General features: G+C 58.4%; 40 protein-coding genes. 7 read left to right on the top strand and 33 right to left on the bottom strand.

The genetic code is table 11. The features are described 5' to 3' along the window. Position 1: 1 nt before the first annotated feature. From L0U84_RS26440 to L0U84_RS26280, 33 genes are all read right to left on the bottom strand, one after another. Complete coding sequence (locus L0U84_RS26440) at positions 2 to 826, bottom strand: hypothetical protein (RefSeq protein WP_233854122.1); 825 nt, start codon at positions 824 to 826, stop codon at positions 2 to 4. Then, the gene (locus L0U84_RS26435) at positions 823 to 1659 is read right to left on the bottom strand and encodes an SET domain-containing protein-lysine N-methyltransferase (protein ID WP_233854121.1); all 837 of its coding nucleotides are present in this window, start codon (positions 1657 to 1659) and stop codon (positions 823 to 825) included. Before L0U84_RS26435 ends, L0U84_RS26440 begins: the two co-directional genes overlap by 4 nt. Positions 1660 to 2003: 344 nt before the next feature. Then, positions 2004 to 2723 carry a hypothetical protein gene (locus L0U84_RS26430; protein WP_233854115.1) on the bottom strand — a complete coding sequence of 240 codons (720 nt, stop codon included), beginning with the start codon at positions 2721 to 2723 and terminating at the stop codon, positions 2004 to 2006. 77 nt (positions 2724 to 2800) lie between these two features. Continuing rightward, a complete protein-coding gene (locus L0U84_RS26425) occupies positions 2801 to 4375 on the bottom strand; it encodes a hypothetical protein (RefSeq protein WP_233854114.1) in 1575 nt (524 codons plus the stop codon). Continuing rightward, complete coding sequence (locus L0U84_RS26420) at positions 4375 to 5379, bottom strand: hypothetical protein (protein ID WP_233854113.1); 1005 nt, start codon at positions 5377 to 5379, stop codon at positions 4375 to 4377. Before L0U84_RS26420 ends, L0U84_RS26425 begins: the two co-directional genes overlap by 1 nt. Further along, positions 5376 to 5708 carry a PASTA domain-containing protein gene (locus L0U84_RS26415; RefSeq protein WP_233854112.1) on the bottom strand — a complete coding sequence of 111 codons (333 nt, stop codon included), beginning with the start codon at positions 5706 to 5708 and terminating at the stop codon, positions 5376 to 5378. The genes L0U84_RS26420 and L0U84_RS26415 overlap by 4 nt, the downstream gene beginning before the upstream one ends. An 8-nt stretch (positions 5709 to 5716) precedes the next feature. Beyond that, positions 5717 to 6025, bottom strand: coding sequence for a hypothetical protein (locus tag L0U84_RS26410; RefSeq protein WP_233854111.1), 309 nt, complete (start codon positions 6023 to 6025; stop codon positions 5717 to 5719). A 1-nt stretch (position 6026) separates the two neighbouring features. Next, positions 6027 to 6368 (bottom strand): hypothetical protein, encoded by a 342-nt coding sequence (locus tag L0U84_RS26405; RefSeq protein WP_233854110.1) that lies wholly within the window; start codon positions 6366 to 6368, stop codon positions 6027 to 6029. Between the two features lie 12 nt (positions 6369 to 6380). Then, positions 6381 to 6788, bottom strand: a complete 408-nt coding sequence (locus tag L0U84_RS26400; protein WP_233854109.1) for a hypothetical protein — start codon at positions 6786 to 6788, stop codon at positions 6381 to 6383. A gap of 12 nt (positions 6789 to 6800) precedes the next feature. Continuing rightward, positions 6801 to 8165 (bottom strand): P22 phage major capsid protein family protein, encoded by a 1365-nt coding sequence (locus L0U84_RS26395; RefSeq protein ID WP_233854108.1) that lies wholly within the window; start codon positions 8163 to 8165, stop codon positions 6801 to 6803. A 74-nt stretch (positions 8166 to 8239) separates the two neighbouring features. Continuing rightward, positions 8240 to 9247 carry a hypothetical protein gene (locus tag L0U84_RS26390; protein WP_233854106.1) on the bottom strand — a complete coding sequence of 336 codons (1008 nt, stop codon included), beginning with the start codon at positions 9245 to 9247 and terminating at the stop codon, positions 8240 to 8242. A gap of 2 nt (positions 9248 to 9249) precedes the next feature. After that, entirely contained in the window at positions 9250 to 9669 is a 420-nt protein-coding gene (locus tag L0U84_RS26385; RefSeq protein ID WP_233854104.1) for a Gp49 family protein, read from the bottom strand. Continuing rightward, positions 9666 to 11873, bottom strand: a complete 2208-nt coding sequence (locus L0U84_RS26380) for a portal protein (RefSeq protein WP_233854101.1) — start codon at positions 11871 to 11873, stop codon at positions 9666 to 9668. The genes L0U84_RS26385 and L0U84_RS26380 overlap by 4 nt, the downstream gene beginning before the upstream one ends. Then, positions 11870 to 12127, bottom strand: coding sequence for a hypothetical protein (locus L0U84_RS26375; protein WP_233854099.1), 258 nt, complete (start codon positions 12125 to 12127; stop codon positions 11870 to 11872). The genes L0U84_RS26380 and L0U84_RS26375 overlap by 4 nt, the downstream gene beginning before the upstream one ends. After that, positions 12120 to 12335: a hypothetical protein gene (locus L0U84_RS26370; RefSeq protein ID WP_233854097.1), complete on the bottom strand. Its 216-nt coding sequence runs from the start codon at positions 12333 to 12335 to the stop codon at positions 12120 to 12122. The genes L0U84_RS26375 and L0U84_RS26370 overlap by 8 nt, the downstream gene beginning before the upstream one ends. Then, the gene (locus L0U84_RS26365; protein ID WP_233854097.1) at positions 12328 to 12543 is read right to left on the bottom strand and encodes a hypothetical protein; all 216 of its coding nucleotides are present in this window, start codon (positions 12541 to 12543) and stop codon (positions 12328 to 12330) included. Before L0U84_RS26365 ends, L0U84_RS26370 begins: the two co-directional genes overlap by 8 nt. Next, complete coding sequence (locus L0U84_RS26360) at positions 12536 to 12739, bottom strand: hypothetical protein (protein WP_233854095.1); 204 nt, start codon at positions 12737 to 12739, stop codon at positions 12536 to 12538. Before L0U84_RS26360 ends, L0U84_RS26365 begins: the two co-directional genes overlap by 8 nt. After that, entirely contained in the window at positions 12736 to 14085 is a 1350-nt protein-coding gene (locus L0U84_RS26355; RefSeq protein WP_233854093.1) for a phage terminase large subunit, read from the bottom strand. The genes L0U84_RS26360 and L0U84_RS26355 overlap by 4 nt, the downstream gene beginning before the upstream one ends. Then, positions 14082 to 14477, bottom strand: a complete 396-nt coding sequence (locus tag L0U84_RS26350) for a hypothetical protein (protein WP_233854086.1) — start codon at positions 14475 to 14477, stop codon at positions 14082 to 14084. The genes L0U84_RS26355 and L0U84_RS26350 overlap by 4 nt, the downstream gene beginning before the upstream one ends. 819 nt (positions 14478 to 15296) lie before the next feature. Continuing rightward, positions 15297 to 15725: a co-chaperone GroES family protein gene (locus L0U84_RS26345; protein ID WP_233854085.1), complete on the bottom strand. Its 429-nt coding sequence runs from the start codon at positions 15723 to 15725 to the stop codon at positions 15297 to 15299. After that, entirely contained in the window at positions 15722 to 15916 is a 195-nt protein-coding gene (locus L0U84_RS26340) for a hypothetical protein (RefSeq protein WP_233854084.1), read from the bottom strand. The genes L0U84_RS26345 and L0U84_RS26340 overlap by 4 nt, the downstream gene beginning before the upstream one ends. Further along, positions 15916 to 16071, bottom strand: a complete 156-nt coding sequence (locus tag L0U84_RS26335; protein WP_233854083.1) for a hypothetical protein — start codon at positions 16069 to 16071, stop codon at positions 15916 to 15918. Before L0U84_RS26335 ends, L0U84_RS26340 begins: the two co-directional genes overlap by 1 nt. Further along, on the bottom strand, positions 16061 to 16222 hold the full coding sequence (locus L0U84_RS26330; RefSeq protein WP_233854069.1) for a hypothetical protein: 162 nt from the start codon (positions 16220 to 16222) through the stop codon (positions 16061 to 16063). Before L0U84_RS26330 ends, L0U84_RS26335 begins: the two co-directional genes overlap by 11 nt. A gap of 243 nt (positions 16223 to 16465) precedes the next feature. Further along, positions 16466 to 16615 carry a hypothetical protein gene (locus tag L0U84_RS26325; protein ID WP_233854067.1) on the bottom strand — a complete coding sequence of 50 codons (150 nt, stop codon included), beginning with the start codon at positions 16613 to 16615 and terminating at the stop codon, positions 16466 to 16468. Next, on the bottom strand, positions 16612 to 16860 hold the full coding sequence (locus L0U84_RS26320) for a hypothetical protein (protein ID WP_233854066.1): 249 nt from the start codon (positions 16858 to 16860) through the stop codon (positions 16612 to 16614). Before L0U84_RS26320 ends, L0U84_RS26325 begins: the two co-directional genes overlap by 4 nt. Then, positions 16857 to 17039, bottom strand: coding sequence for a hypothetical protein (locus L0U84_RS26315; RefSeq protein ID WP_233854065.1), 183 nt, complete (start codon positions 17037 to 17039; stop codon positions 16857 to 16859). Before L0U84_RS26315 ends, L0U84_RS26320 begins: the two co-directional genes overlap by 4 nt. Beyond that, a complete protein-coding gene (locus L0U84_RS26310) occupies positions 17036 to 17419 on the bottom strand; it encodes a RusA family crossover junction endodeoxyribonuclease (protein WP_233854064.1) in 384 nt (127 codons plus the stop codon). The genes L0U84_RS26315 and L0U84_RS26310 overlap by 4 nt, the downstream gene beginning before the upstream one ends. After that, positions 17416 to 17631 (bottom strand): hypothetical protein, encoded by a 216-nt coding sequence (locus L0U84_RS26305; protein ID WP_233854060.1) that lies wholly within the window; start codon positions 17629 to 17631, stop codon positions 17416 to 17418. The genes L0U84_RS26310 and L0U84_RS26305 overlap by 4 nt, the downstream gene beginning before the upstream one ends. Beyond that, entirely contained in the window at positions 17628 to 18587 is a 960-nt protein-coding gene (locus L0U84_RS26300) for an AAA family ATPase (RefSeq protein ID WP_233854059.1), read from the bottom strand. The genes L0U84_RS26305 and L0U84_RS26300 overlap by 4 nt, the downstream gene beginning before the upstream one ends. Then, positions 18578 to 19090, bottom strand: coding sequence for a histidine ammonia-lyase (locus L0U84_RS26295; RefSeq protein WP_233854058.1), 513 nt, complete (start codon positions 19088 to 19090; stop codon positions 18578 to 18580). The genes L0U84_RS26300 and L0U84_RS26295 overlap by 10 nt, the downstream gene beginning before the upstream one ends. Beyond that, positions 19087 to 19833 (bottom strand): hypothetical protein, encoded by a 747-nt coding sequence (locus L0U84_RS26290; protein WP_233854057.1) that lies wholly within the window; start codon positions 19831 to 19833, stop codon positions 19087 to 19089. Before L0U84_RS26290 ends, L0U84_RS26295 begins: the two co-directional genes overlap by 4 nt. Before the next feature lie 83 nt (positions 19834 to 19916). After that, positions 19917 to 20225, bottom strand: coding sequence for a CII family transcriptional regulator (locus L0U84_RS26285; protein ID WP_233854056.1), 309 nt, complete (start codon positions 20223 to 20225; stop codon positions 19917 to 19919). A 63-nt stretch (positions 20226 to 20288) separates the two neighbouring features. Continuing rightward, positions 20289 to 20513 (bottom strand): helix-turn-helix domain-containing protein, encoded by a 225-nt coding sequence (locus tag L0U84_RS26280; protein WP_233854054.1) that lies wholly within the window; start codon positions 20511 to 20513, stop codon positions 20289 to 20291. An 81-nt stretch (positions 20514 to 20594) separates the two neighbouring features. On the opposite strand from L0U84_RS26280, the gene L0U84_RS26275 reads away from it, so the two are divergent. From L0U84_RS26275 to L0U84_RS26245, 7 genes are all read left to right on the top strand, one after another. Beyond that, positions 20595 to 21101, top strand: a complete 507-nt coding sequence (locus tag L0U84_RS26275) for a helix-turn-helix domain-containing protein (protein WP_233854053.1) — start codon at positions 20595 to 20597, stop codon at positions 21099 to 21101. Between the two features lie 300 nt (positions 21102 to 21401). After that, on the top strand, positions 21402 to 21734 hold the full coding sequence (locus L0U84_RS26270) for a hypothetical protein (protein ID WP_233854051.1): 333 nt from the start codon (positions 21402 to 21404) through the stop codon (positions 21732 to 21734). Then, positions 21727 to 21906 (top strand): hypothetical protein, encoded by a 180-nt coding sequence (locus tag L0U84_RS26265; RefSeq protein ID WP_233854049.1) that lies wholly within the window; start codon positions 21727 to 21729, stop codon positions 21904 to 21906. The genes L0U84_RS26270 and L0U84_RS26265 overlap by 8 nt, the downstream gene beginning before the upstream one ends. A 1-nt stretch (position 21907) precedes the next feature. Next, complete coding sequence (locus tag L0U84_RS26260; protein ID WP_233854047.1) at positions 21908 to 22045, top strand: hypothetical protein; 138 nt, start codon at positions 21908 to 21910, stop codon at positions 22043 to 22045. Further along, positions 22045 to 22233, top strand: coding sequence for a hypothetical protein (locus tag L0U84_RS26255; protein ID WP_233854045.1), 189 nt, complete (start codon positions 22045 to 22047; stop codon positions 22231 to 22233). Before L0U84_RS26260 ends, L0U84_RS26255 begins: the two co-directional genes overlap by 1 nt. A 57-nt stretch (positions 22234 to 22290) precedes the next feature. Continuing rightward, on the top strand, positions 22291 to 22503 hold the full coding sequence (locus L0U84_RS26250; protein ID WP_233854044.1) for a hypothetical protein: 213 nt from the start codon (positions 22291 to 22293) through the stop codon (positions 22501 to 22503). 13 nt (positions 22504 to 22516) lie between these two features. Beyond that, positions 22517 to 23767 carry a hypothetical protein gene (locus L0U84_RS26245; protein WP_233854042.1) on the top strand — a complete coding sequence of 417 codons (1251 nt, stop codon included), beginning with the start codon at positions 22517 to 22519 and terminating at the stop codon, positions 23765 to 23767. Position 23768 lies beyond the last annotated feature (1 nt).

The raw sequence follows: 23768 nt of genomic DNA, 5'->3' as shown, positions 1-23768 counted from the left end.
CTTAGCTCCCCCCCGATGCCGGCGACCATCCAGGAACGCCATAATCTGTGGAATTGTTGTTGGTATTGCTGAGCATGTTGCCGAGCGTCAGATAAGAACCAAGCGTATTTCCGGCTCCGCTCAATCCGCTGGAAAGCGCATTCGCTGATCCCACAGTGCCGGCCGCTTGCGAAGCCGCTGCTCCGGCGGTGGCTTGGGCCATACCAGTTCCGAGTTGCGTACCGGCCGTACCGACCTGGCTGGCAGCGTTCTGGCCCAATCCAGCAATCCCGGAGAGGCGAGAGAAGATGTTGTTCTGCTGGCTTTGAAGCGAATTCAGGTTCGTCTCATACTGGTTCTGCGCCATGTTGTAATAGTTGTTGTAGTACTGCTCGGCAGTGCCAGTTGCGAAGCTCGTCAGATCCTTGAGCGCTGCCCCTGAGAGAGCACCAACCGCGGGCGCGGCCGCGTTCTGAACCTGCTGTAGCCCTTGGCTTTGCGCAAACTGATAGGCCGGCGAATTCGCCATCGTCGACGGATCGAACGAAAACTGCCCCATCGTCTGATTGAGGTAGCCGTTCGGCAATCCCCCGGGACCGGCACCGTTCGTCAGCCCTAGCAGGTTATTAAGTGCGCCGGCCGCGCCATTGCCGATACCGATAAACGGCTGTTCCTGCCCGTTTATGGTGTTGAACATGTTCTGCTGAACCTGTGCGGCTGCGTCTTGCCCGGCTGCCTGTGTATTGGCCGCCGATTTCGCACCGCTGGAACTGATAACGGCGCCGGCTACCGAACCGACGCCCGCCGCAATACCACCGATTGCAGCCGCCGAAAGCCCCGCGCTCATGATTTATCCCCGAGTGGTTTGAACCCGGCGCCATTGACCTGCATGGCCTGCCGGTAGTCGACAGTCACTTCGTCTCCCATGCCGATTGATTTGCAGGCATAGGCCATCAGATCGCCATTCGGCATGGCGACAAATCGGCAATTCGGATTTACTGAGTGATTGATGAAACGCCCTGCTGGTGTGCGTTTGTCATCTATCCGGACTGGTGCGATCAGATCGCCATCGGATAAAGCGTCTCGCGCAAACATGCCGTAACCGGCAATCAGGGAAGCGCCTCGCACGAGAGTGTCAATTCCGTGAGGCATCTGAATCTGGTCGAGTTCGTTCTCGACAAGCAGCGACACGTATTCCTGTGTCAGACCATATTCGACGAGGAACCGGGAATAGTCTTCACGATCACGTTGCGCGCGCGCCTGAACATTGTTTGCACCGCCGATCAGCTCTGCGCTCGTCGATTCGGTGATTTCCTCGATGAGCTGGTCGATATCCGTCGTATCGGTCGCGTGGTATGTCGTCCAGACGGTTTCCTCGATGGCATATCCGACGCGCTTTGCGCCCGGTTTGCTCACGATCGTGCATGGCGCCGCAAGTTCTTTCATGCCCTCGTCGGTCGAAACTAGAATCCGTCCTTTGCTTACAGTGCAAAGATGCTCATGCCGATGCACCGCGCCAGTGATAACGACTCCAGCCGGAATCGTCATTTCTCGCGCGGCCATGCCGGGTGCGAAATAATGGCGAACCGGGCAATCAACCTGAGGAAGACGCTGAATCTCGCGCTCAAGTGCGACGACCTGATCGAGAGTAACGGGAGACGTTTCGACGACGTCGCTCATACGATGAGAACGCCGGATGCAGTAAACGTTACCGAACTGGCCGAGCCCGCAAAGACATGCAGAACAGAACCGGGATTGATAATGGCGCCCGCGAGTTCTGGCGAAACGTAGGATTCGCCTGGGGCAAGAGTTCGCGCGGAAATCATCGTGGTAGAGGCTCCGAGTGCTCCGCCGGTCGTGATACCGGCAGTGATGGTGACTGCACTCGAAGAGGTGTTGCAAAACACCGCACGGCCGATCTGGGCCGATGTATTCGTGCTCGGAGAATATACGGCTGTATCTGTTGCGGCAAGCTGTTGCGGCGCAACTAGAAGAGTTGGAGTGATAGTAGTGATTTCAGCCTCCTACGCAGGAAGAAACGCGACAGTCGGCGCGCTTGAATAAGTGATGACGACTTTGTCCAGCCGGCGCAGTGGAACGAGACCGCCGGATGCGCTAACCGTCGCTGCGAGCGCGCCTTTGACGTAGACCTTGGTTGTGCCGACAGGAATGGCCGCGTTGAAAGTCAACGTCGTACCGGACAACGTGTATGAGTCCGCGCCCTGTTCGACGCCATCAAAGGCCACCCACAGACGCGCGGCGCTTCCATATGCCTGCGAGAGCGTGAGAGAGGTCGTTGTGCCAGCCGTGAAGTCGACGCCGTTGGCAAATCCGAATGTGCCGCCAGAACCCTTTTCGTCGGTCAGGCTCTGGACGACGCCTGAACTTGAAGACGTGATGCCGGTGGCAACCGTGACGCCCTGTCTGACGATGGAAACGTTTGACGTGGCGCCGCCAGTGACAGAAAGCGTGCCGTTTGCGAGTGCGGTATAGGTGAATGGCGACGCGCCGACAGTGACTGTCTGCGCCGGCTGTGCCGCGGGCGTTGGGTCTTGCAGAGCGGGCGCCGCTATCAGCGCACGCAGATTTGAGATCTGCCGGAACGCCTGCGGAATGTCCGAGGTCGCAGCGAGAAGATCTGCGGCGTCGATCGCATCGAATGGGGAAGCCGGGGTACTCCCGCCCCCGCCGCTGCTGCTGAGTGTGCTGTTCCACAGGTTGTAGATCAGCAGGAACCAGGGCATGTCGATGGTGACTTCTTTTCCATCCGGCGTACGCCCGAGTGGCACGCTCTGCTGCGGGAACTGGTTCGGTAGCCCGCTCATGCTGAACTGAACGCTTTCAACGTGGCACCAACGAGATCGCGCGCGACCGGGTCAATGACCTCAATGTCGAGCACGTTGTCGCGCCCCATGCCCAGGCGCCGCCACATCGTACGGTTGCGATACTGCCCGGTCTGGCCGATCGGCGCCGGCCACGGCTGGCCGAACGTGATCCCGCCATCGCGCGAAATACGCAGATTGCATTGCGGGTTTGAGCCCATGCCACTCGAATTGCCGACGCCCGGATTGAAGTCGAGCTGAAGGCTCTGCATGAAGACGCGGCCGCGCTGGCCGTCATCCCACACATGCGGCGAGCGACGTTTAGCAAGCAAGGGCCAGCCAGCATCCGTATATGCGTTGCGCGTGAGCCAGTAGAGCGCGCCGTTCTGATAGTCGCCGACGACGCGCATGCCGCCGAAGTTCATGAACGAGTTCGATCGATGGCGGTGCATCTGCTGCGCGTACGGATCGTATGAGGCGCGCTTGTGCAGCAATCCGGACTGACCGTCATAGACCCAGGTAACGTCCGCGGTCGGGAAGGTCAGCACATAGAATTCATGCGTGTCTTCCTGATAGGTGTAGGCGATCGCATCCGCGGTCGTCGGATACGTGGCGACCTCATCACCGAAAGCCGGCGTCGAGACGGTCTGATCAAGAAAGCCCTGAGTCTTGATAATGACGTTCTCGCCGCGCTCGGAGCGGCCGAACCACATCAGCCCTTCCTGCCCCTGCGAGGCAAAGCGCGCGATCGAGGCAGCAGCCTTGCAGCCGGTTTGCAGAAGCGTTCCGGAGATCCGCTGGAACGGGAAATACTGGCCGCCCGCGTCGTACCAGATTTCGGTTGTGCGCTCGCCAAGCAGCCAGAGCATTTCCTTGTTCTCGAAGACGGCGACAAGGTTGTCTGAAGCGGCGTCTTTTAGCGCGAAATAGAGACCATTGAAGCCGGTTCCATACACAGGGAAGTTCGTATAGAACGTCTGCGTCCCGGGCTTGTTGAAAATGAACCAGCCATCGATAAAGGCGACCGTGTTCGAGCCGTGAAAGTTCGGATCGTTGATCTGCGTGAACTTCTGCGTCGCGATGTTGTACCAGTAGCCATACGGGCCATCGACGAGCACCGCATAGCCGCCTGCGTTGTTGTCGCGGATGCATACAGGCCCGGTCGAAGTCTGAAGCGTGCCAACTGACGCCATGCTGAGCGTAGGCCATACCGTAGGCGCGGTCTGCGTCGCGGTGACGAGATAGCAGGTATTGCCAATCACGGCGAGCGCGGTTGTGCCGCCCGGCAATGGCCATAAGCCCCGCACCGGGAGTGCAGGACCGGAATAAGGCTGCGGCCATACGGTCATCGTGCTGGTGAAGCCAGGAGCACCGCCACCAGGCGCCGCGCAAAGCTGTTGCAATCCAGGCGCGCCGAGCAGCCCGACGACCTCTTTCGCGTTCATCTGGTTTACTTCGGCATACCAGTTCACACAGAGCTGATCGTCTTGCCGCTTGTTCGGTGCGTTGTCCTGGCCGCCCGCGAGACCGAAGTCCCCGAACATGTTGAGCGGGCCATTGTTGGCGCCGGCCATTACCGATACCCGCCGTGAGTTATCCAACCACCATCGGGCCGGTTGCCGCGCACCAGTTCGCGGTCATACTTCGCGACCGCCGCGGGCTTCGCGTTGAGAGCCTTGATGTAGTCGGCCGCCTCGCGCGAGAGCTTTTCCAGCATGCTCGGGATCTGGCTTGCGCCCATATATTCGAGCCAAAGCTCACGCGCGAGAAGCAGTTTTAGCGACCGCGCATATCCCTGCGGCATGACGAGAACGCTCGTCAAGGTGAGGTTTTGCAGGAGCGTATCCGTGAACAGATGGCATTCGGCGCTGTTGCCTGGCGTCTGGTAGACGTTAAGCAGGCCATACGGCATCGTGTTGTTGTACCAGGCCACCGTTGGCCACGGTCCCGGCTGCGCCTTGTACAGGAACTCGGTGTATTGCGTTTCCGTCTCGTACACGTCGAGCGTGAAGTCGAGCGCATTGAATCGCGTGAAGCCGTGCGTGATGCGCAACGGGCGCGGGATCGGGAAATCGCCCGGTACGGTGTAACTGACCTGGTCGAAGCCGGCCGAATTGCCGATGGCATTCGCCGACATGGTGATCGTGTTCGCGCCAGCGTTGAACGAAAGGACAGTCGTGTTCGCCGGAATCAGCCCCTGCACGTCGGTCAGGATTGAGCCGGAGCCCACGGTATAGGCTGCGTTCTGCCCCGCGACGAGTTGCGCCGGAAAGTTCGTCACGCCGGTAATGACGGGCGATCCTGCCGTCAGCGTGCCGGCGAACGGCGCGAGGCCTAGCAGCGTCATGACCGGATTGCCGATCTTGTACAGCCGCTGCTGAGCCGTCCATGTCAGGATGTTTTCCTGCGAGCCGAAGATGAACTGCTTGTCCGTGCTCAGCGAGTCGAGCAGATCGTTCAGCGTGTCAAGAGAATCGAGTTCGTCAGGCGTCGCAATAGGCTCGCCGGACTGGTATGAGTTGATCTTGCGGAGCGCGCCCTGAATGAGGTTAAGCGCGGTCGTTGTACCGATGGTCATGAGAATGCCCCTGCGGTGAACTGGCTTGACACGGCCATCGTTGGCGCGTTGACAGTGAGCGTGATTGGCGGCGTATAGCTCTCGTTGACAGGGACCGAGTTGACGACCGTCACAGGCTGACCTGATGCCGGCGACTGAGCCGTCACGACGCCTTCGGGAACACCCTTCTGCCAATGAATAGCCACCGGCCACGGCGAGAAATAGCCCACCATGGCCGGCGGATTTAGAGCGGTTGGCACTGACCCATCGTTCGGAATAACGCCGGCCTCGATGAGCGCCACCGTTGCCGCACGCCATTGGAGGCCGACGAGGTTGGGCATCGTCGGCATACTTCCCCCTATATGCCGTCGCCGGGCGTGACTTCGAACCCGGTTGCGCTGCTCGCGATCATGAAATCGCCGAGACCGGTGAAAGTCTCGGTCGAGCTCGGCAGCATCCCGATCGTGGCCACAGCAGGAACGCCAGCGGAAGGCGGGCTTGCCGAAGTGACGCTGCTCGTTGCCCCGGTCGTGAAGTACTGCACCGATGTCGACAGGTTGCGCACGCGATAGCTATTGGAGACGCGGACGTTCTGGCCTATCTGCGTGGCGGTGGCGCCGACAAAAACTGTCGGGCCACTCGGTGCGAATGCGAATGATGAGGCCATGTCAGGGAATCGACGAAGGGAGAGCCGCGAAGCCCAACGAATCGGCGTCCGAGCGCGTCACGCCCATGACGATCTTGTAGCCGGTCTGAACGCCGATCGTGCCGGTCGTGGAGTTCTGGAACTGCACGGTTAGAACCCCATTCGCTGCGCACCAGCCCGCAACGATCGCGAGGCCGGCCGTATGAGTCTGCGGAACCGGATCGCAAAGATCGTTGACGAGCAGGCCGGGAACGTTGTACGTCGCTGTCACCGACGTATTCGCACCGACCGAAGGCGTCGACACCGTGAGGCCAAGCTGCCATTGGCCTTTCGTGTTTCCGTACGGCAGCCATGCGCTAGTCATGTCTGCCTCTCCTTACCAGTCAAGCTGGTTGCCGCTAGCCGGCTTCACCCAGTTCGGTTGGACGCGGAATACGGTCACGAGGTAGTTGCCGGCCGGCGGCGTCAGAGAACCAGCAGTCGGATTCACGAACTGAATCGAGAGCTGGTCAGCAGCCGACACCCACGTGGAACCTTGAGTAACGCCGGCCGTAGCGCCCGGAGGCGTCACAACCACGGCATCGGTCGTCAGCAGGCCAATACCGGTCGCGGCGAAGTTCTGGATCGGTGCGCTGATCGTCGCGACTGCTGCCGGCGTCAGAGAGATCGAAAAGGTTCCGATCTTCCAGAGGTTGCCGACCGGGCTCTGCGTGGTATCCGGTTGCGTGACTACGTTCGGTCCCGGATTCGAGCCGTCGACGTTTGTGCTTGCAGGAAATGACATGTCGGTAGCTCCTTAGCCCGAAACACGAACAGCGAGCGAACGGTAGAGGCTTGAGAAGCCATAAGCCACGTCCATACGCGTCGGTTCAGCGTCGTTGTTGATGGTGTACTGCGTCGCAACGCGAATCGAGAGACCGAGGTCTTCGTCGAACGCGCGGCTTGCTTCCACTGCGGTACGCGGAAGCGGCAGATCGACGAATGCCAGCGCGAATGCATCACGATGGAAGTACAGGTTTTCCGTCGAAGCCGTACCGCCTGCCGATCCGCCGTTGATCGTCACGGCCGGCGTGCCGGTGAATGCCGCGGTCGCCATGCAGTTCTGGAACTGGCCGCCAGTGATCACGCATTCGCCAACCGTCACCGACAACGTGCCGGAACCGCTCGACGTATAGAGCCCGGTCGTCGCGTTGAACGTGCCGGCTGCGAGCGTTGCGGGTGCGAACTGAGGACCGCCAGGAGCAGCCGAGCCCGTCATCTGCGCGTAGCCGCCCGGAGGCAGCACGACGAACGACTTCAGCGTGTTGCCGTAACGGCCGCGGTTCTGCGGGTTGACCGGGTAGATACCTGCGATCTGGATCGTGTCACCGACCTGGCATTGCGCAGCCGTGTTCGTGAGCCCTTGCAGGTTCAGAACGCCCGTCTGTGCCCAACCCGAAGTGATGATTGCCGAGCCGCCAGCCGAGGTCGTCACGCCTGCGAGAACCGGAGTACCGGTCAGCGTACCGAGCGAGTAGTTGGCGATGTTCGGATCTTCGAACCAGTCGGCGCCAGCAGTCTTCGACGCGACCATGCCGGTCTCGAAGAATTCGCTGATCTGCGCTTGCGGGTTGAAGAGGCCCTTCAGGCTGTCAGCCATCGACGACGATGCGAGCGGGTGCAGGACAGCGGTCGGCATCAAGCCCTTGGGCATGCCTTCTGAAGCCAGAATCGCGCGAGCGTCCGAGAACGACTTGAACGAGGTCGGCGTCGTGCCGGGATTGCCGAGGCGGTTCGCCGTGTTCTGCATCGCGAAGTACGCGCCATCCGAGTCGATCCGGTTGCCAACAGCGACGCAAGCCGGATGGATGAAGCGCTCTTCGAAATCGTCGATGTCCAGCAACATATTGATCGTGTTGAACTGGATGTCGACGTGGAACTGATACAGGATGTTGACCGGCACATAGTTTTCGGTCGAGGGCTCAACGTTCAAAGCCGGACCGAAAGTACCGAGGTAGCGCGGGGGCAGACGCACGTTACACGTGGCGCCGATCTTGCGGCCCTTTTGCCCGAATTCCTTGTCGTACTGACGGTTAAATTTGTCCGTCAGCACACACAGATTTGCCAGAACCGGGAGAGCCCGGTTGGTGATCTGGCTGATTGTGAGAAGCTGATTCGCCATTTTGGTTGATCCCCAAGCGCGCCATAAGGCGCAAGCACATTACGAGTGCGTGTCTTGGGGCCAACCGGGGACGGCTAGTGCCGTTTGCGCATGCCGAGATTTGCCTTGTTGCGCTTGGAATAATCCTCGATGGCCTCGCGGATGTTCATATCCTTCGAGTCCTTGTGGATTCCAGCGCTACCAGTACCATCTAACGGCGTGATCACCGGGGCCGCTTTGACACGCGGCTTGCTCGGACTTGTGTCCGTTTCTGCGCTCGGTGCAGGCTTGGCCTGGCCGTCAGATGCTTCCTTGCTCGACTTTTGGTCGTTTTCGGTCTGTTTTGACCCGAATGGCGAGAGGGTACTCTCAATCTTTCCGACTTTCACTAGTTGCTGATGCGGCGTGAGTTTGGCGAGTGATAGTAATACTTCCGGATTCTTCGCGAAGTAATAGCTAAGTTCCGCGATCATTTCGGACTGTTCGAGATACGTCCCCACCGCTGCGGGGATCTCCGTATCGACCGCGCCGACCACGTCGTCGAAGTCCGGAACCGCCTTTCGCGCGGCATCGATCCGCTTCCCGATCGCGGCAACTGCTTCCTCGCGCGCCTTCTTGGCCGCCGCCTCGGCATCTTCCGCAGCCTTCTCGCGGAGCCGCTCGTCGACGCCGTATTGGATCATCGCGTCAACGTATTCGTATTCGTTGGCGAAATTCTCCCGAAGCGGTTTCGTTGGTGCTTTCTGCGTCTCAGGCGACGTACTTTTGGCCCGCTCCGCAGCGAGTTCCTTCTCCAACCGGTCGGCGCGCTCTTCGGCGAGCTTGCGTTCGTTGTATTGCGCCGCAGCGAACTCCTCGGCTTCCTTCTGCATGCGATGCTTTTTACCGATGGTCTTCTGCATCTTCTCGGTTAGGTCGCGCCGCTGTTCGGCCGTCAAGCCGTTCTCATCCTCGTCGTCATCGCCCGCGATGCCTTTGTCGGCCGACTTCGTTTCCGGTTTCTCCACCGCTTCCTGAGGCTTCTCGGTCGGCTGTTCAAGCTCGACGCCCGCATCGGCCAAGATCGCGGCGGTATCTGTGCTGTCAATGGTTACGACTGCCATGATTACTCTCCCTTCGAAAGACGGTCTTTGAGCGCATAGCCCATCAGCGGCCAAATCTTCTGCACTGCATTCTGGCGTGCAATCTTCCGGCCGATCTCTTCATCGAAGTTCTCGGGCGATGCGCATGCGCTCTCGCCAGTCACTGTGAATCCGTTTTTCAGGACAAGTACGCAGAACGTCAGTAGTTCGAGAGAAGGAGGAATCTGAATGCTTCCATTTCGGACAGCGATCCAAAACCCATCGGGAGCGCCGACAGTCCGGAATGCACCTGCCATACCGTCTTCCGCCGTGAAATAGTGCTCACTCGAAATTGCCGCTTCGATGTCTGCCGGCGTAATGCGTGCGGCTATCTTGCCCTTGCGGACGATCTCGTTTTCGATGCTCTGATCTTCAGTAAGCGGGGTTTGGACTGCCATGTTCATGCGCCTTCTCCTGTGGGTTGTTGAGCCGCCGCGGCCCGGTCAGCCGAAGCATTCATGTTGTCGTTGTGCATCGTAGTCATCGCCATGCGCGCTTCGTGTTCAAGCTGGTCGGCGAACTGCGCGGCAGAAGCATCACGATCAGCACGCGAGTCGATGAGCTTGCCGGCTGCGCGGATCTCTTCGACCTTTAGCGCCGTGTCGGCACGCGTCTCGGTGTCGTGCGCCTTGACGACGGCCTGCATATGAGCTTTGGCGAGACCTTGCTTGACCTCGGTCTGAGCCGCCTGCAACGCCTGCTTGAGCTGCTGATTCTCGTTGGCGAGGTATTGCACGACGTTCTTCGCGCGGCTCGACAGGCTGTCCATAACCTTCTTGAGACCTTCCGGATTGGCCGCCATGAGCCGGTCAGACAGTTCCTGCATGTACGGATGGTCGATCGAGCGGAACACGAGGTCTGCGCCCTGCTTGGCGATCAGTTCGGCCAGCGGCGGGATCTTCATGAGCTCGATCATGTTCGCCGCGCCCTCTTCGCGCTTCGTCTCGTAGCCGGGGCCTGTGTCCATCACCACGTCATAGCGGCCGACAGACATATCGTTCATCACCTTCTGCTCTGCCGGGTCTTCGCTCGGCTGGTTGAGCGTCACCATTTGCGGCGTCGAGTCTTCGCCGATGATGCGCTGCACGCGGTTCGGCTCGTTGAAATAGGCCGGAATCCATTCCTGGATCACGCGCCAGCACTGTGCGATGGACTGCGTGAGGCTGTCGTAATACTGGTAATGCGACTGATCGGAAAGGAATTGGCGTCGGTCGATCGCCTTCCCGGAGACCACAACACCTTGCTGATCCTGCCCCGGCTCGTTCGGCATGCCAGCAACCGCGACGAGATTCGAGCGCATGCCCTGCACGAACTCGCTGAAGCCTGCCTCGATCTGTGCGGGCTCCTGACGCATCGGAGGCGGCACCATGACCGGCAAGCCGCCCGTTTCAAGCAGCACCGGCTTGTAGGTGAGCACCGAATAGGCTTTCTGATTCGCGTCATCCCACTCTGGATGGCCGTCAAGCTGGCCTTCAGCGGCGACCCACGGCGCCTTAGGCGCGAGGCCAAGCCGCTTGATTTTCGCGACCTCGCCATAGTTCACCATGCGCTGTGGGTCCATCATCGATTCGACCATGCCGCGGCGACGCACACGCCCGTCGATGTCGACCGTGTTGCCTTCGACGCGGAACACGGGGATGTATGAGCCGGGGATCTCCTGCCGCTCGACCACGACGAGGCCATTCAGCCGGAACCACTCGACCTGCCGCTTGATCGAGTCGCGCTCGCCGTCGATGTACCAGTTCTGGCCTTTCAGTTGATTGGCCGCATAGTCGACGCTGAATTTGACACCACGCTGGCGAGGCATCTCCGATTGATACGCGGTACGCTCTTCGCCCCGCGGATTGCGCAGCATGAACAACGTCTCGGGCTTCTCACGGATGCGGAAGTATTCGGCGAGGCGCACCTCTTCCTTGTCTTCCCACTCAAGCCGGTTCGTCTGCCGGTCCAGATCGTTCCAGTTGACGTTCTTCGCGTTGGGATAGCGGCGTCGGTATTCCTGCCGCTTCATCTTGACCGAGATGAGGCACCAGTTCTGATCCGCACCGCTCGGCATGATCGCGCCGGGGTCCATGTAGACGCTGAAGATGTTGCGAATCGGCAGGATGCGCAGGTCTTTGCGGAACGACCGCGGGCTCTCGTACTCGGCAATCAGGCGGAAATAGCCCTCACCTGCGTCGACTGCGCGCTCAGCGGCCAGATCATATGCAACCGAGGCCTCAGAGCGTGTCTCGACGTGCCGTCCGATGCCGTTGATGATCTCGGCAAGTTCGATGTCAGCACCATCGCCTACAGGATGACACTTGCCGCGTGGCCGCTGCTGCTTGATGTTGTTCACCACGCGGCGCACGAATGCATCGGTCAGGTTGATCGTCAGTTCGGGCGAATCCTCGAAGGCTGTCGTGGTGACGTCGTGGTCCCACTGATCGCCCTCGCGGAATCGCATCGCTGCTTTAGCGCGAGTGCGGTTCTCCTGATAGGCCTCAGCCGCGATCTGAAGCCGATCCTTGGCTTCCTCCCAAATGTCCTCGTCCTTGATAGCGGCGAACTCGCGATCCTCTTCCGTGCGCTCGACGGGCTCATTGGCTGCGTAGGTGTCGTCACTCATAGCGTCCCCATTGCGATGATGGGCGCTAGGCGCCGCTCAGAGAATTCATCGATATTCATCAAAAGATCGTGCGTGCTGAAAGGCCTGATCTCTGCCGCTCGCTGACCGACCATGATCCAGAGGGAGGTATTGTCATCTCCGATCGAATACATGATCTGGACACCTACTGTCCATGGTTCCACTCCAAGTAATCGAGCTATTTCGTCGCCGATCTGTTCTAGTTCAAGCAGGTGCGCGCTCATGTCCTCATCCATCCAGTGTTTTTCCCGATGCGCCGATGAATGATCTGGCCGCGCTGCTCGGGTTTGGGTTGCTCAGGCTTTTAGACTTTGACGCCTCAACCCACCCATACCATGCGCCCCATGCATGCGCGCTTTGCAAAGAAGATTGCGGGAAACGTTTCACATACCAATCAATAAATACTTTACGTTCGTCAGTAGCAGTTTTCACGTCCTCATCCATCCAGTGTTTTTCCCGATGCGCCGATGAATGATCTGGCCGCGCTGCTCGGGTTTGGGTTGCTCAGGCTTTTAGACTTTGACGCCTCAACCCACCCATACCATGCGCCCCATGCATGCGCGCTTTGCAAAGAAGATTGCGGGAAACGTTTCACATACCAATCAATAAATACTTTACGTTCGTCAGTAGCAGTTTTCACGTCCTCATCCATCCAGTGTTTTTCCCGATGCGCCGATGAATGATCTGGCCGCGCTGCTCGGGTTTGGGTTGCTCAGGCTTTTAGACTTTGACGCCTCAACCCACCCATACCATGCGCCCCATGCATGCGCGCTTTGCAAAGAAGATTGCGGGAAACGTTTCACATACCAATCAATAAATACTTTACGTTCGTCAGTAGCAGTTTTCACGTCCTCATCCATCCAGTGTTTTTCCCGATGCGCCGATGAATGATCTGGCCGCGCTGCTCGGGTTTGGGTTGCTCAGGCTTGGCAAGCTCGGGGAATAGATCAGAGAACGCCCAAACCATCGCGTCGGCCCGATTTGGCGAGTTCTCGCCCATATAGCCGTGCGTGGTGAAGGCGCAAAGCTCGTCTTCCAGCTCGCGGAAGATGCCAGCCATGCGGACCTTTCCTGACTCGACGAGCGCCGATATGGGTTCGGCACGCACGACTTTGCCGCGGGAGGCCGTGACGGGCCGGAATGGCGTGTTAGCACGAGCAGCACGAATGACGAACTTGACCATCGCACCGCCAAAGTTCATTTCAGCCACGATACGATCAGCTTCCCAGCGGTCAAAGGCGTCAGTTGCCACCTTGCCCCATACTCCGGGACCAGCCTTGCATGTGAGGTCTTCGAGCACGTAGCCATTGCCATCGATCCCAAGGCCGCATACCACGATGCCGATCTCGTCGTTCTCGATGTTGTCGTCGTCATCAGCGCCGGAAGGATCCACTGCAACAACGATGCGTAGCATATCGGGTAGTTCGTCGTCGATATTGCGCCAACGCTCGAACCAATCATCGCGAAAGAGTGCGTTAGGAGCGGCATCTCTAAATTCACCGTAGAGGAAGCGTTTGCGGAGACGTTCGGGCAGGGATTCGAGCGTCTTGACGTAGGAACCGGAGAGATTGACCAGATTGTCGCCGGGGTTTATCTGATAGAACTCGTAATCGCGGCCATCAAGCGGCCGTTTTGTTTCCGGATCGACCTTGAGCTTGAACATTTTGTACGTCCAGTGCCCTTTGTCCGGAGGGTTTTCCGCATAGTACATTTTGAGCGGAAGATTCTGACCGGTCGCACGATCAGTAACCTTCTGCGCAAGACGCGTTACTGCCACGTTCCGGCTGTCATAAGGAATCTGGCTGCACTCTTCGAGAAAGATGGTTGCGTACTCATTCCCCAAAATCTTCTCGACTCGCTGCTTGTCGTCCAACCCGCCAAAGTAGATCTCCGAACCGCCGGGAAGCTTCACATACAGATCGGACTTGTTCAGGTCATAAGCCACAGTCGGGAAACAGAGTTGCATCACCTTTGGGAAAGTGTCCATGACGATGGATTGCTTCACGTGCCCGAGGCGGAATCGAAGGATTGCATGACGTGAACCGGGCGCTTTGAGCGCACGAATAACGATGGCACGCACAAGTGCGAACGTCTTGCCCGAGCGGCTCCCGCCTGCCAGCATGATGTGCGTAGCCTGCGAGCCCAGAACCTCGTTGGCCTCTTCCTGCTTGGCTGTGAGCTTGAATTCGGTCACAGCTTCACATCCGAATCAGAGAGAAAGAGTTGCACCGGCGCATCCGGATCACCCGAGTGCGTGATGCTGTCGCCGTACTTCTTGCGGTTGCGGATCTTCAGCTCCCACTTTCGCGCGTCCATCCGGTTCTTCGCGATCGAGGCATCTTTTTCGGTGTCGGCGATGTAGACGATGTCCTGAAGCACCGAATCCTCGTAGTCCCTGTATGCCTGGTCATACTGCGCCTGAAGCTCGGCAGTACGCTTGCGCCATCCATTGAACGTCTTACGGTCAGGCATGCCCTGTAGCTCGCAGATTTCGCGCAAGCTCTTGCCATCAGCTATCAAATCGCAGATGGCATCGAACCGCTCCTGTGTGAATCCCGGCGCGCGCGGCTCACCTTTCTTCGTCATGTCAGCGGCTCCGAGGTTTGTCGTGGGCCTGCGATTTCGACCATTTCGAATGCTCGGTCCGAGTTCCCCAACGGCAATGCTCAGGGAAACCGATAGAACGCTCCATGCACGATTCGGCCCGCTTGTCTTTATGCAGAGGATCAGTTGAACCACAGCAGAGCCAGTAAGGCTGTTCTTTTAGCTCATCCATGTCAGTGCCCGCAGCAGGGTTGGGTGGCTGAGCCGCAGCCGAGGCATACCTTGAATGCGTCACGGCGCACGTCGTATGCATTCTTCGGGATGAATCCGGCTGCGAGGTGTCGATCAGCAACCGGAGGTAAGCCGAGTAGACGTTCGGGATCATCAAGCAGATTCCTCATCAGCATCCGCTCCATACTCTCGTATAGCATCTTCAATATCGGATCGCTCATCTCGCCCTCGGATCGTAGTGTTGGTGCGCGTACCAAGCGGAGACGAACGCCTGGCATTCGCCCAAGTTGGTGAACTTGAGGCAGCGGTCTTCGTGCTCGGGCGAGTACTCGTCAGGCCAACGCGTTACCACGTAATACTCGCCGCGGTTGCGTACGTTAAGCAGTTGGCCCTTGACCCAGTCGGCCGGCGGTTGCATCGGGTCAATGGGCTTTTCTTCCTCGGTCACCGCTGGGGCGCAAGTGGATTCTTCCTCTCCGCTCGCTGGTGCTTGAGAAGAATCTACCTTGCGCGGACGCGGGCGCCCCTTAGGCCATGCCATGACGCAGCACTCCGAAGTTCACCCAGCCGGGAACCTTCACAATCATCGGACCGAGCCGCGTAGGCACGATCAGGTCGACGCCGTAGAGTTCAGTCATCGCAGACCACCCCGCTTACGTCAGCCTCGCGGCACATGATGTGCATCTTCGAGCCGATCATGATCTGTTGAAACGAATAGCCGGACATCTTCCCGTCGATGCGGATCGAGCCCAACTCGACAAGATCGCCGACCTTGATCTGCGTCGGCTGAAACGTCTTGCTCTTCCACATCTTCGTGCGCTTGTGCTTGTCAGGGTGATCGTAGACGTTCGGGTAGATGCCCGGACCGATCGCCTTGACGACACCGCGCACCGGCTTGATGTTCTCGACCACGTCGAGGATCAGCGAGTGCTCGATGTTCAGCGGCTCGACGATCATGTAATCGTGCAAGCAACGGATCGTGGCCTCGGGCTCGATATACGTCGTCGATGCGTACGAAAGCTCGCCGGACCGGCCGTCAGGAGCGCGCAGGATGCTCAATGGCGCCTCCGCGAATAGCTCGGCTCCTTCGCCGTCTTCCCGGGCTTGGCGCCATCCTTCTCGGTCACCTTGCCGGCGTTGGGCGTCTTGCCGCTGCCGCCCTGATCCTCGGACTTGAAACCGTCGGGCTTGTGCGCGATGCCCGGCTTCGCGTCCTTCTTAACGGCTTTGCCGTACTTGTCGCGGGGCATTATTTGCTCCCCTTCTTTTCGTTGCACGCGTCGGGCGTCGGCCGCACGGCGCCGGTCGACTTGCCTTGGCTGGTGCCGTTTGCGTTCCAGTTGCCGCCCGGCGTGCGCTGGTTCGGTTGCGGCTGAACTTGCTTCTGATTGCCTTTACTTGCCATGACGGCTCTCCTTTTTGCTACGTTCACGAGCCTCGGCATAACCCACTGCGAGGCGCTGTTTCATTTCCGGGAACTTGCGTTCCTCCCGTTTCGACGAGACGAAGCGGCCGATGAAATGGCTCAGCTTCTCGCCTTTCTCGCGTGCAGGCATTACCCCTCCTTCCTCGCGCTGAAAACGTTGGGCATATTCTTGCGCCAGCGAAATCGCAGATGGTATTTCCAAATCAGCAGTTCAATCGAAAACCACCGACCCGGTTTCGGGGCATAACCGACGTTCCAATTGATGCCTTGCCGAAGAGGGTCGCACTCTAAGCGTCGATGGATCATTTCGCCTACTCCTTGAGGATGCCTGTTGATACAGCAAGCGTGCGCCGCTCGCAATGCAAACTATCACTCAATGCGAGACGATCATCATCAGCACGCCAATTCCGAGTGCGATAACAGCGACAGTGGCGAAGATAGCCTTCGCAAGCTGGCGCCATGCAGGGATGAAGATGCTGCCGATGCAAACGAACAGCATGATGAAGAGGACGGCACCGATCATGTTTTGTCTCCTGAGAAAAGCTGCGATACGTCGTCCTCGATCCATTCGAGGCGCGTCGCAAGGGTGTAAATGCCGATGAGTAGACCGCGCGTGCCATAGCCTCTGCGAGCCGGATAGGGATACGTCAGTAGCATGCCTTGATAGAGCCGCACCTGACGCGTGCCGAGTGTCTGGAGCTTGATATAGATGCGCTCGGCCGCCAGACGGGCTCTATTCGCTTCCGCGCGGTGTATGTGCGTATTCATGTCGAGCCTTCCTGCCGCACCCATCGGAACGTCGCCATGCGATGCGCGATCACTTCGTCCCAAAGCGCGTCGAGTTCATTTGCCGCGAGCTTGCGTGCGCCCCCGTTCTTGCCTGCTTCCGAGCTTTCGCGCTCGGTTGGCGTGCCCCTGCGCGGGACTGTTGACTCTTCGGTTTTCATATCAACGTCCCTTCCTCTTCCCTCACAGAAATCATCACCCGGCACTCGCCACCCTTCAGCACCGGCCCGCGAATGATGTGTAGCTCGTCGATCTGCTCATCGTCATCAAACACGCCGGCATGCTCCAGAGCGTCACATAGCGCCTTGAGGCGGTTATCGAGATCAGATGCCCTCTTATCCCTCATCGACAGCCGCACGGCCATGAAGAGCCGCGCTGTGCCGAATTTGAGGCATTGGCGCTCGGCGATGATCTCGGCGACAGCTTTGCGGAAGTCTTTGCCCTGCTGCGTGATGTACATGCCGTGCGGGCTCTTGCGCCAGTAGGTGTTGACTGATGGCGGCAGCGGGAGCGTGATGAATTGCGAGAGGTCGGCAGTCATGCTGATTCACTCCCCTGCCGAACCATGCCACACGTCATGTTGTCGATCTGCGTCAGCAGGCCGTACAGGTCATCAAGCGGCTTCCAATCCGGAGCGGTGTGGCGCCAGTGCTTGTGATGGAGAACGACGGCGATGGCGTGCGCATATGCGGTGGCGCGCTCAAGCTCTTCGGTCAGCTCTTGCGCGTGCGCGCGGGTGGTGGCGGCGGTCATCGTGTCCACTCCTGTTTCCATGTGTTCGACGAAAAGTCGATGTATTGACGGGCTGAGTTCGGGTGCTCGAGCAATTGCTGGCTGTCCTTGTCGAACCACAGGCTGATCTTCCCTTCCCATGTGAAGTGACGCTGCTTGGCGCAGATCAGGAAGGAATCAGGAACGAGCGCGACTTCCTCGAGCTTTTTCAGGTCGGTCTCGGCCTCTAGTTGGGCCTCCTTGCGCTTGTTCCGGAACACGACGAGTACGTTGTCGACCAGATCGGTGATCTCGCCAGCGCCCTTGATGCCGAATTTGTCCGGCATATCGGTCTCGCGGTCGCCCTTGCGCATGTGGTGAACGAGGTGGATGTGCAGTCCGGTGTCTCGAGCGAGAACGCACAGCGCATCGACGAAGTTCTTCTGCCCGGTGTAGTCATCGGGCGCAAGGCCACATTTCATCAAGCTGTCAATGACGATGTGATCGACGCTCAATTCCTTGCGGCAATAGCGGGAAACGGCCACCATTCGGTCAGGAGTGACCTTGCCGCGATGGTTGTAGAGCCAGAGACGGTCATCCGTCCATCGGTGGAAGCGGTCGATCAGCTCTAGCGTCGGCAGATGCGAACCAGCCGCCTGGCGGCACATGCGACTCATCGTTGCCTCAGGCGCCATTTCGAACGAAGCGATACAGGCCTTGCCGCCGTCGACCATGGCGTTAAGCATGATGTAGCCGGCCGCACCGGACTTTCCGTGCCCGTTGATGCCGGCCCAAAGGGAAACCTCGCCGGGACGGAACATGAGCCTGTTCTCGACCTTTGCCCAAGGGGTACGCTGGCCGAGCGCCTGCTCTTCCTCGCCATGGAAATACTTTGCGACTGCGTCGGCCCATTCCGAGGCGCGGCGTACATCCGCGCGGCCGTCGTCCTCGGCCTCTAGGTACGCAGCGAAATCGATGTTGTCCGGAATCAGGCGCATGGCTGATTCTCCGCAGCAACCTGCAAAGCCAGATCCATGGCACGGTCGTACAGGTTCGGCAACGTATCGCCGACCGCTTGCCAGAGCTTGCGGGCGATTGCCTGCCCGTCGTTCCATGCTCGGATGTGTTCTGTCGGCTCTGCTCGACGAGGCGTCACCACCATCGGGAACCAGTCGAACAGCGCGAAATCCATCACGGTTCGCATCTCTCCGCAATCGACGCACGCGCCTTCAGTGAAGGTCAGAATCATGCGCTTCGGCACGACAGCAGCGATGTCGGCAAGTGTGCGAAGCAGTTTCGACCAAGGAACCTCGAGCGAAACGAACAGTTCCACCTCGAGCGCAGCAACCGCGCGCCAGTCATACGGTTTTCCTGCTTCGGCGTACAGCACGACGTTCGTGAAGTCGAGCTTGCCAACGAGCGAAACCAGCACTGGAAGCTCCGGAATACGTCCATTGAGCCGAAAATCGATAAGGCTTTGAGCGTTCAAAGGAAGGTTCACAGGGCGCCTCGCATCATGTCTTCGAAACCGTTTAGCACGGGCGTTGAATGCCCATTGACCGCAGCCCCGACGTCTTCCCATCGCCGGCCGTTTAGCCATGTCGAGGCGTAAGGGATAAACCGACCATCGTCCTTGCGCCATTGATCCGAAGTCTCGGCCCGCTTGACGCCTGCAAGGATCTCGGCGAGAAGCTGCTCGTTCGGAGCGATTTTGTCGAATGCCTTCTTCGCCTGGACTTTCGAATCCTTTCGAGGGTAGGCAATCCAGAATTTCTCGAAGTCGTCATCACGCGTGTCGACGCGTCTTATATCTTTCCTTTCCTTTCCCTTCCTACCTGCACGTAGATCACGCGTCGTTGACGCGTCACTGACGCGTGCAGCCGATAATGGCTGAGGCAATACTGACGCGGCTTCACGAGGGTTGATGTGCTGGTGGAGAGAAAACTTCGGGACGAAAGCGAGAACGTCTTCCTCTTTCTCGATTTCTTTATCGAAATCCGTATTTCCGTCGAATCGATAAAGTTTTACGAGCCCTTTCTCGAGCAATTCGTTGCAAATCGAGAAAATATCGAGATCGTCAGCAGGGAAATAGCGCATCTTGAAAGTGCGTGGTTTCCACAGAAAACGCCCTTCACGATCGGCCTCACACCACAGCGCGATGTACAGCAAACGGGCCGGCATCGACAGTGAAACGATGTCCTCGCTCGTGAAGAATTCCGGCTTGATTGTGCGGATGCGAGCCACAGCGTTACCTCACTCCGCGCCAGCAACCGACCGCACACAGCGCGATCAGGCAAAGCATCCACAACGCGCAAAAAGTAGCCATTTCAATCCTCGTCCAGTGCGATCTTGGCGACGGTCCCGGAATCCTCGATCACGCTGTAGAGGATCGTCAGCATCGCTTCGAGCATGTGTTTCTTCATCACCGCGCGATCACTGCGAACGACCTTGAAACCGGCATGCGCGAGAAGTTGACACGTGCGTTCAAGGTTTTCATTCACGAGGCGCGACATGGTCGACTCTGAAACCGCGATTTTGTCGGCGATGGTGTTCTGACCAACCTCTTGCAGGCGTCTCAAGATGCGGGCGTGCGACTTTCTGGCTACCTCGTCCGGAGTGGCGGATGATTGATTCACAGTGATCCTCACAGATGCCCTCGGTCCCAAGGCTGATTGGGAGTTGGTTGATCAGTTTTTGTTTTAGGCAGCAGCAGCCGACTCGACGGGTTTCAACTTGCCCGCCTTCATATCGGCGTGAAGACGAAAGATCGCGAGCAAGGTCGTCGATGAGCACTTCACCTGACCTTTCAGCATGCGATTGACGGTCGGTTGAGAAATCTCAAGGCGGCTCGCCAGTGCTGTTTCAGTCATACCGGTGAAGCCCTTGATTTCCGCGAGCATCTCGCTAGGGGTTTGGTCGCCCATGTCGGTGTCCAAAAGTTGATTCGCTTGAACACAGTCTATACATCTATGAATACATTTGTCAATGCATCTGTGGATAGCTGCTTGAATGATTCATATTCGCGCGCGTATATTTCCCGTATGAACATTGGCGACAACCTCGATGAGGCGATGCGCGCGCGGGGGATCGAGAGCCAGGTTGCTCTCGGCAAACTGTCGGGCGTTCCTCAACCAACTATTGCCCGGATCCTGAAGGGGAATACCCCTGATATCGGAACGGCTAAAAAGCTCGCGGACGCTTTACAGGTAAGCATTACCTGGTTGATAGATAGGACCGGTAACGGTCCCAATTCGTCGATCAGAGACCAAAAGACCCCTCTATCCGACGAAGCGGAATTGTTAATTCAGTGTGTCAGGCTGCTGGACGGTTCCGGCCCCGAAATCGCGCAAATGTTTGCGTCGCATGCTCGTTTATTGGTACTTGCCGCGCATCTTAAGGGAATACATGATGCTGACGTGGACCGCGACCTGCTTATCGAAGAGCAAAAATTGACGGCCCACATCGATGAAACGAGGGGCCACCATGCGAAGAGAGACCGCAAAAACAGATGAGATCATTGACCTAGCCGCCTACAGGGCAGGCAAACGCCGCGCGCCGAAGATCCCCACCCGCGAGCCACGGCCAACTCCAGAAGACGCCGAAGAAGCGCTGAACGAGATCGCCAGACACCTCCTGATGGCCGTAAGGGTCATCACGGCCCGTAAGAACTGACATTCCCGCCCGCGCCATATCGAAGCCCGCCAGAGAGCGGGCTTTTTAACGCAAAAAAATATTCACAGATGCATTGACATCTATTCGGCGATGTATAGAATGGTTTCTAAGGCGTCACACACGACGCAGCGGAGACCGAAATGTCCAGCATCCCCCACCTGATCACCGCCCACAGCAAGTCCGACTCGTGGCTATTTGACGCCAGCGACGAGGAGGCTGAAGGCATGAATGCGCTTCGCGATGCATGCGAAGCGGCCGTACTCGAAGAGGAAATTTTCTACCACTACGGCGAGCTGCCGCAGCGCATGCAAGCGGCTCTCATTAAGGCGCTCAAGGCAGGCGACACCGAAGCCAACGATCGCGAAGTCGGTCGCATCATGCGCGCCGCTTTCAATCGCGCGGTTAACGACGCGCTAGAAATGCGCATCGACCGGATCAAGGCTGAAGCGATGATCGGAGAGCGCGATGACTAACTTCTTTGACTTCATCTACACCGCGCGGCAAGCGGCGGCGGACATGGATTGGAACCGCGGCTTCTTCTGCTTTGACGTGGAATCGCTGGACGCGCCGCAATACGTTCCGGCTGGCTCGACTGAGTCGCGCACCAACTTCCACATCACGAGCTTCACGTTTCGGGAGTACTGAAATGTCCACCCTTGCGAAAGACCTGATCGAACTCAACGCGTTGCCATTGCCGCACGGCAGCTTGACTGAGCACCTTCTGCGCGAGATCGCTTTGAACCTGATCGCGGAAGGCGTGGCCGACGAGCGCGGAGGTCTGTGATGATGACTCTCGACCAATTCCGCAATCGCGCGATGACCGTGCGCGTGCTCGACTGCTGCCCGGAATGCAAGCAACTCAGCGAGGACGTTACGGCTCGCGAGGAATGGTGGCCGCGCGTGAAGGTAACGACGTGCGAACCGTGCTTCAAGAAGCTCGTTGCTGAGGCGCAAGGACTTATTGCCTGCTAAGGAGGCTGTCATGTCTGGAATCGTCATTGCCGCCCTGATCTGGGGATTCGTCGCGCTGTGCTGCTGCTTCTTTATGCGCGGGTGCTAATCATGTCGACGTTTCATCGGCGTCGCCAATGGCGCGATAAGCAAGTGCGCCAGCCGGTGACATTCGAACAACTGATGAAGGCAGACCTTTATATCGGACTGCACATAGCAATTACGGGGTTCTTTCTGGCCGTTCTTCTGATGCTTCTCGTCTTCGGTGAACGGTTCGTCAATCTGTTCTGAGAGGAAAAATCTCGTGAAAAAGCTGATCGCCATTGCTGCCGCTTTGTCTTTCGCTTCTGGCTCTGCCTTTGCCCTTAGCGCGAACACGTCGGCCAATACGATAACCGGCGCGTTTTCGAATGGCACGCTGTCCGGTAATACCAACGTCGCGAAGGGAAACCTTCATTCGCTGCTGTACGCAGGGAACACGACGCAGATCATGGTGCATTACCTACCGTGGTTCGATGGCGGCATGGACTCAGGCATCAACGTAAACTATTCGAACAGCGATCCGACCTACGTCAACGCGTTCATGACCGATATCGTGAGCCGCGGCATTGACGGCGTGATGGTGGACTGGCAAGGACAGACCGACATCAGCAACACAGGCACGCTCACGCTTCAGCCGATCATCCACAACTACACGTCGCTGCAAGGCCAGTCGATGAAGTTTCTGATCGTGCTCGATGCGAACCTGCTGAACAACACGAGCGGATCGACGAACACGCAGAAGGTCGTGAACGCAATGAACTACATCACGACGCAGTATCTGAGCGATACGGCCTATGTGACGTACTCAGGCAAGCCGGTCGTGATGGACTTCGGTCTTACGGCTTCGTCGCCGGCCGTCAATTGGGCAACCATCCAGAGCGACTTCCCGAACGTCGAATTCGTTCACCTGGACAATGCCACGTCGCCGGATGGCTTCGGCATCACGGATTCGTCGGGCTCGTTTGCGTGGGTGACGCCGAGCGACACGAGCTTGGGTCATGCGCCGAGCCTGTCGTATCTCGACGACTTCTACACGCGCGCGCTCACGCATACGAGTCAGATCGCGGTCGGCGCCGCGTTCAAGGGCTTCGATGCGAACCCGTACGCGCCCTGGGACGGTCCGAGCTATCGCTACACCGACCAGCAGTGCGGGCAGACCTGGCTGAACACCTTCGCGCGGATCAACGCGCATTTCAGCAGCGCGCATCAGCTGCCGTTCCTTCAGCTTGAAACGTGGGATGACTACTACGAAGGAACGCCGATCGAAACCGGCGTCGACAACTGCATGACCGCGACGGCATCGAACAGCGGCCGCACGATCAACGTCACGTACTCAGGCAACACGAACACGATGACGAACATCGAAGTGTGGCGCCTCGACGATGGAAGCCATGTCACCTATACGAACATGCCCGCGAGCGTGACCGTATCGCAGCCGGGGACGTACGAAGTGAAGTTCAACGGGCAACCTGGCATCAAAACCACGATCAGCTCGCCAATGAGCATTAGCTGAC

Source organism: Paraburkholderia sp. HD33-4 (genome assembly GCF_021390635.1).
Lineage (GTDB): Bacteria > Pseudomonadota > Gammaproteobacteria > Burkholderiales > Burkholderiaceae > Paraburkholderia.
Note: the sequence above shows the minus strand (reverse complement) of the source record. Positions and strands in the feature narration are given on the sequence as shown.

What these genes read in the sequence shown, in the direction of transcription:
- L0U84_RS26305 (WP_233854060.1), bottom strand. Translation starts at nt 17,631, where the DNA reads ATGACCGCCGCCACCACCCGCGCGCACGCGCAAGAGCTGACCGAAGAG.
- L0U84_RS26400 (WP_233854109.1), bottom strand. Translation starts at nt 6,788, where the DNA reads ATGTCATTTCCTGCAAGCACAAACGTCGACGGCTCGAATCCGGGACCG.
- L0U84_RS26335 (WP_233854083.1), bottom strand. Translation starts at nt 16,071, where the DNA reads ATGGCAAGTAAAGGCAATCAGAAGCAAGTTCAGCCGCAACCGAACCAG.
- L0U84_RS26350 (WP_233854086.1), bottom strand. Translation starts at nt 14,477, where the DNA reads ATGACGAAGAAAGGTGAGCCGCGCGCGCCGGGATTCACACAGGAGCGG.
- L0U84_RS26280 (WP_233854054.1), bottom strand. Translation starts at nt 20,513, where the DNA reads ATGGGCGACCAAACCCCTAGCGAGATGCTCGCGGAAATCAAGGGCTTC.
- L0U84_RS26415 (WP_233854112.1), bottom strand. Translation starts at nt 5,708, where the DNA reads ATGCCGACGATGCCCAACCTCGTCGGCCTCCAATGGCGTGCGGCAACG.
- L0U84_RS26310 (WP_233854064.1), bottom strand. Translation starts at nt 17,419, where the DNA reads ATGACTGCCGACCTCTCGCAATTCATCACGCTCCCGCTGCCGCCATCA.
- L0U84_RS26260 (WP_233854047.1), top strand. Translation starts at nt 21,908, where the DNA reads ATGTCCACCCTTGCGAAAGACCTGATCGAACTCAACGCGTTGCCATTG.
- L0U84_RS26375 (WP_233854099.1), bottom strand. Translation starts at nt 12,127, where the DNA reads ATGGATGAGGACATGAGCGCGCACCTGCTTGAACTAGAACAGATCGGC.
- L0U84_RS26265 (WP_233854049.1), top strand. Translation starts at nt 21,727, where the DNA reads ATGACTAACTTCTTTGACTTCATCTACACCGCGCGGCAAGCGGCGGCG.
- L0U84_RS26320 (WP_233854066.1), bottom strand. Translation starts at nt 16,860, where the DNA reads ATGAATACGCACATACACCGCGCGGAAGCGAATAGAGCCCGTCTGGCG.
- L0U84_RS26300 (WP_233854059.1), bottom strand. Translation starts at nt 18,587, where the DNA reads ATGCGCCTGATTCCGGACAACATCGATTTCGCTGCGTACCTAGAGGCC.
- L0U84_RS26420 (WP_233854113.1), bottom strand. Translation starts at nt 5,379, where the DNA reads ATGACCATCGGTACAACGACCGCGCTTAACCTCATTCAGGGCGCGCTC.
- L0U84_RS26390 (WP_233854106.1), bottom strand. Translation starts at nt 9,247, where the DNA reads ATGGCAGTCGTAACCATTGACAGCACAGATACCGCCGCGATCTTGGCC.
- L0U84_RS26270 (WP_233854051.1), top strand. Translation starts at nt 21,402, where the DNA reads ATGTCCAGCATCCCCCACCTGATCACCGCCCACAGCAAGTCCGACTCG.
- L0U84_RS26395 (WP_233854108.1), bottom strand. Translation starts at nt 8,165, where the DNA reads ATGGCGAATCAGCTTCTCACAATCAGCCAGATCACCAACCGGGCTCTC.
- L0U84_RS26370 (WP_233854097.1), bottom strand. Translation starts at nt 12,335, where the DNA reads ATGGATGAGGACGTGAAAACTGCTACTGACGAACGTAAAGTATTTATT.
- L0U84_RS26325 (WP_233854067.1), bottom strand. Translation starts at nt 16,615, where the DNA reads ATGATCGGTGCCGTCCTCTTCATCATGCTGTTCGTTTGCATCGGCAGC.
- L0U84_RS26330 (WP_233854069.1), bottom strand. Translation starts at nt 16,222, where the DNA reads ATGCCTGCACGCGAGAAAGGCGAGAAGCTGAGCCATTTCATCGGCCGC.
- L0U84_RS26385 (WP_233854104.1), bottom strand. Translation starts at nt 9,669, where the DNA reads ATGAACATGGCAGTCCAAACCCCGCTTACTGAAGATCAGAGCATCGAA.
- L0U84_RS26255 (WP_233854045.1), top strand. Translation starts at nt 22,045, where the DNA reads ATGATGACTCTCGACCAATTCCGCAATCGCGCGATGACCGTGCGCGTG.
- L0U84_RS26410 (WP_233854111.1), bottom strand. Translation starts at nt 6,025, where the DNA reads ATGGCCTCATCATTCGCATTCGCACCGAGTGGCCCGACAGTTTTTGTC.
- L0U84_RS26365 (WP_233854097.1), bottom strand. Translation starts at nt 12,543, where the DNA reads ATGGATGAGGACGTGAAAACTGCTACTGACGAACGTAAAGTATTTATT.
- L0U84_RS26440 (WP_233854122.1), bottom strand. Translation starts at nt 826, where the DNA reads ATGAGCGCGGGGCTTTCGGCGGCTGCAATCGGTGGTATTGCGGCGGGC.
- L0U84_RS26430 (WP_233854115.1), bottom strand. Translation starts at nt 2,723, where the DNA reads ATGCCCTGGTTCCTGCTGATCTACAACCTGTGGAACAGCACACTCAGC.
- L0U84_RS26405 (WP_233854110.1), bottom strand. Translation starts at nt 6,368, where the DNA reads ATGACTAGCGCATGGCTGCCGTACGGAAACACGAAAGGCCAATGGCAG.
- L0U84_RS26435 (WP_233854121.1), bottom strand. Translation starts at nt 1,659, where the DNA reads ATGAGCGACGTCGTCGAAACGTCTCCCGTTACTCTCGATCAGGTCGTC.
- L0U84_RS26340 (WP_233854084.1), bottom strand. Translation starts at nt 15,916, where the DNA reads ATGCCCCGCGACAAGTACGGCAAAGCCGTTAAGAAGGACGCGAAGCCG.
- L0U84_RS26425 (WP_233854114.1), bottom strand. Translation starts at nt 4,375, where the DNA reads ATGGCCGGCGCCAACAATGGCCCGCTCAACATGTTCGGGGACTTCGGT.
- L0U84_RS26380 (WP_233854101.1), bottom strand. Translation starts at nt 11,873, where the DNA reads ATGAGTGACGACACCTACGCAGCCAATGAGCCCGTCGAGCGCACGGAA.
- L0U84_RS26315 (WP_233854065.1), bottom strand. Translation starts at nt 17,039, where the DNA reads ATGAAAACCGAAGAGTCAACAGTCCCGCGCAGGGGCACGCCAACCGAG.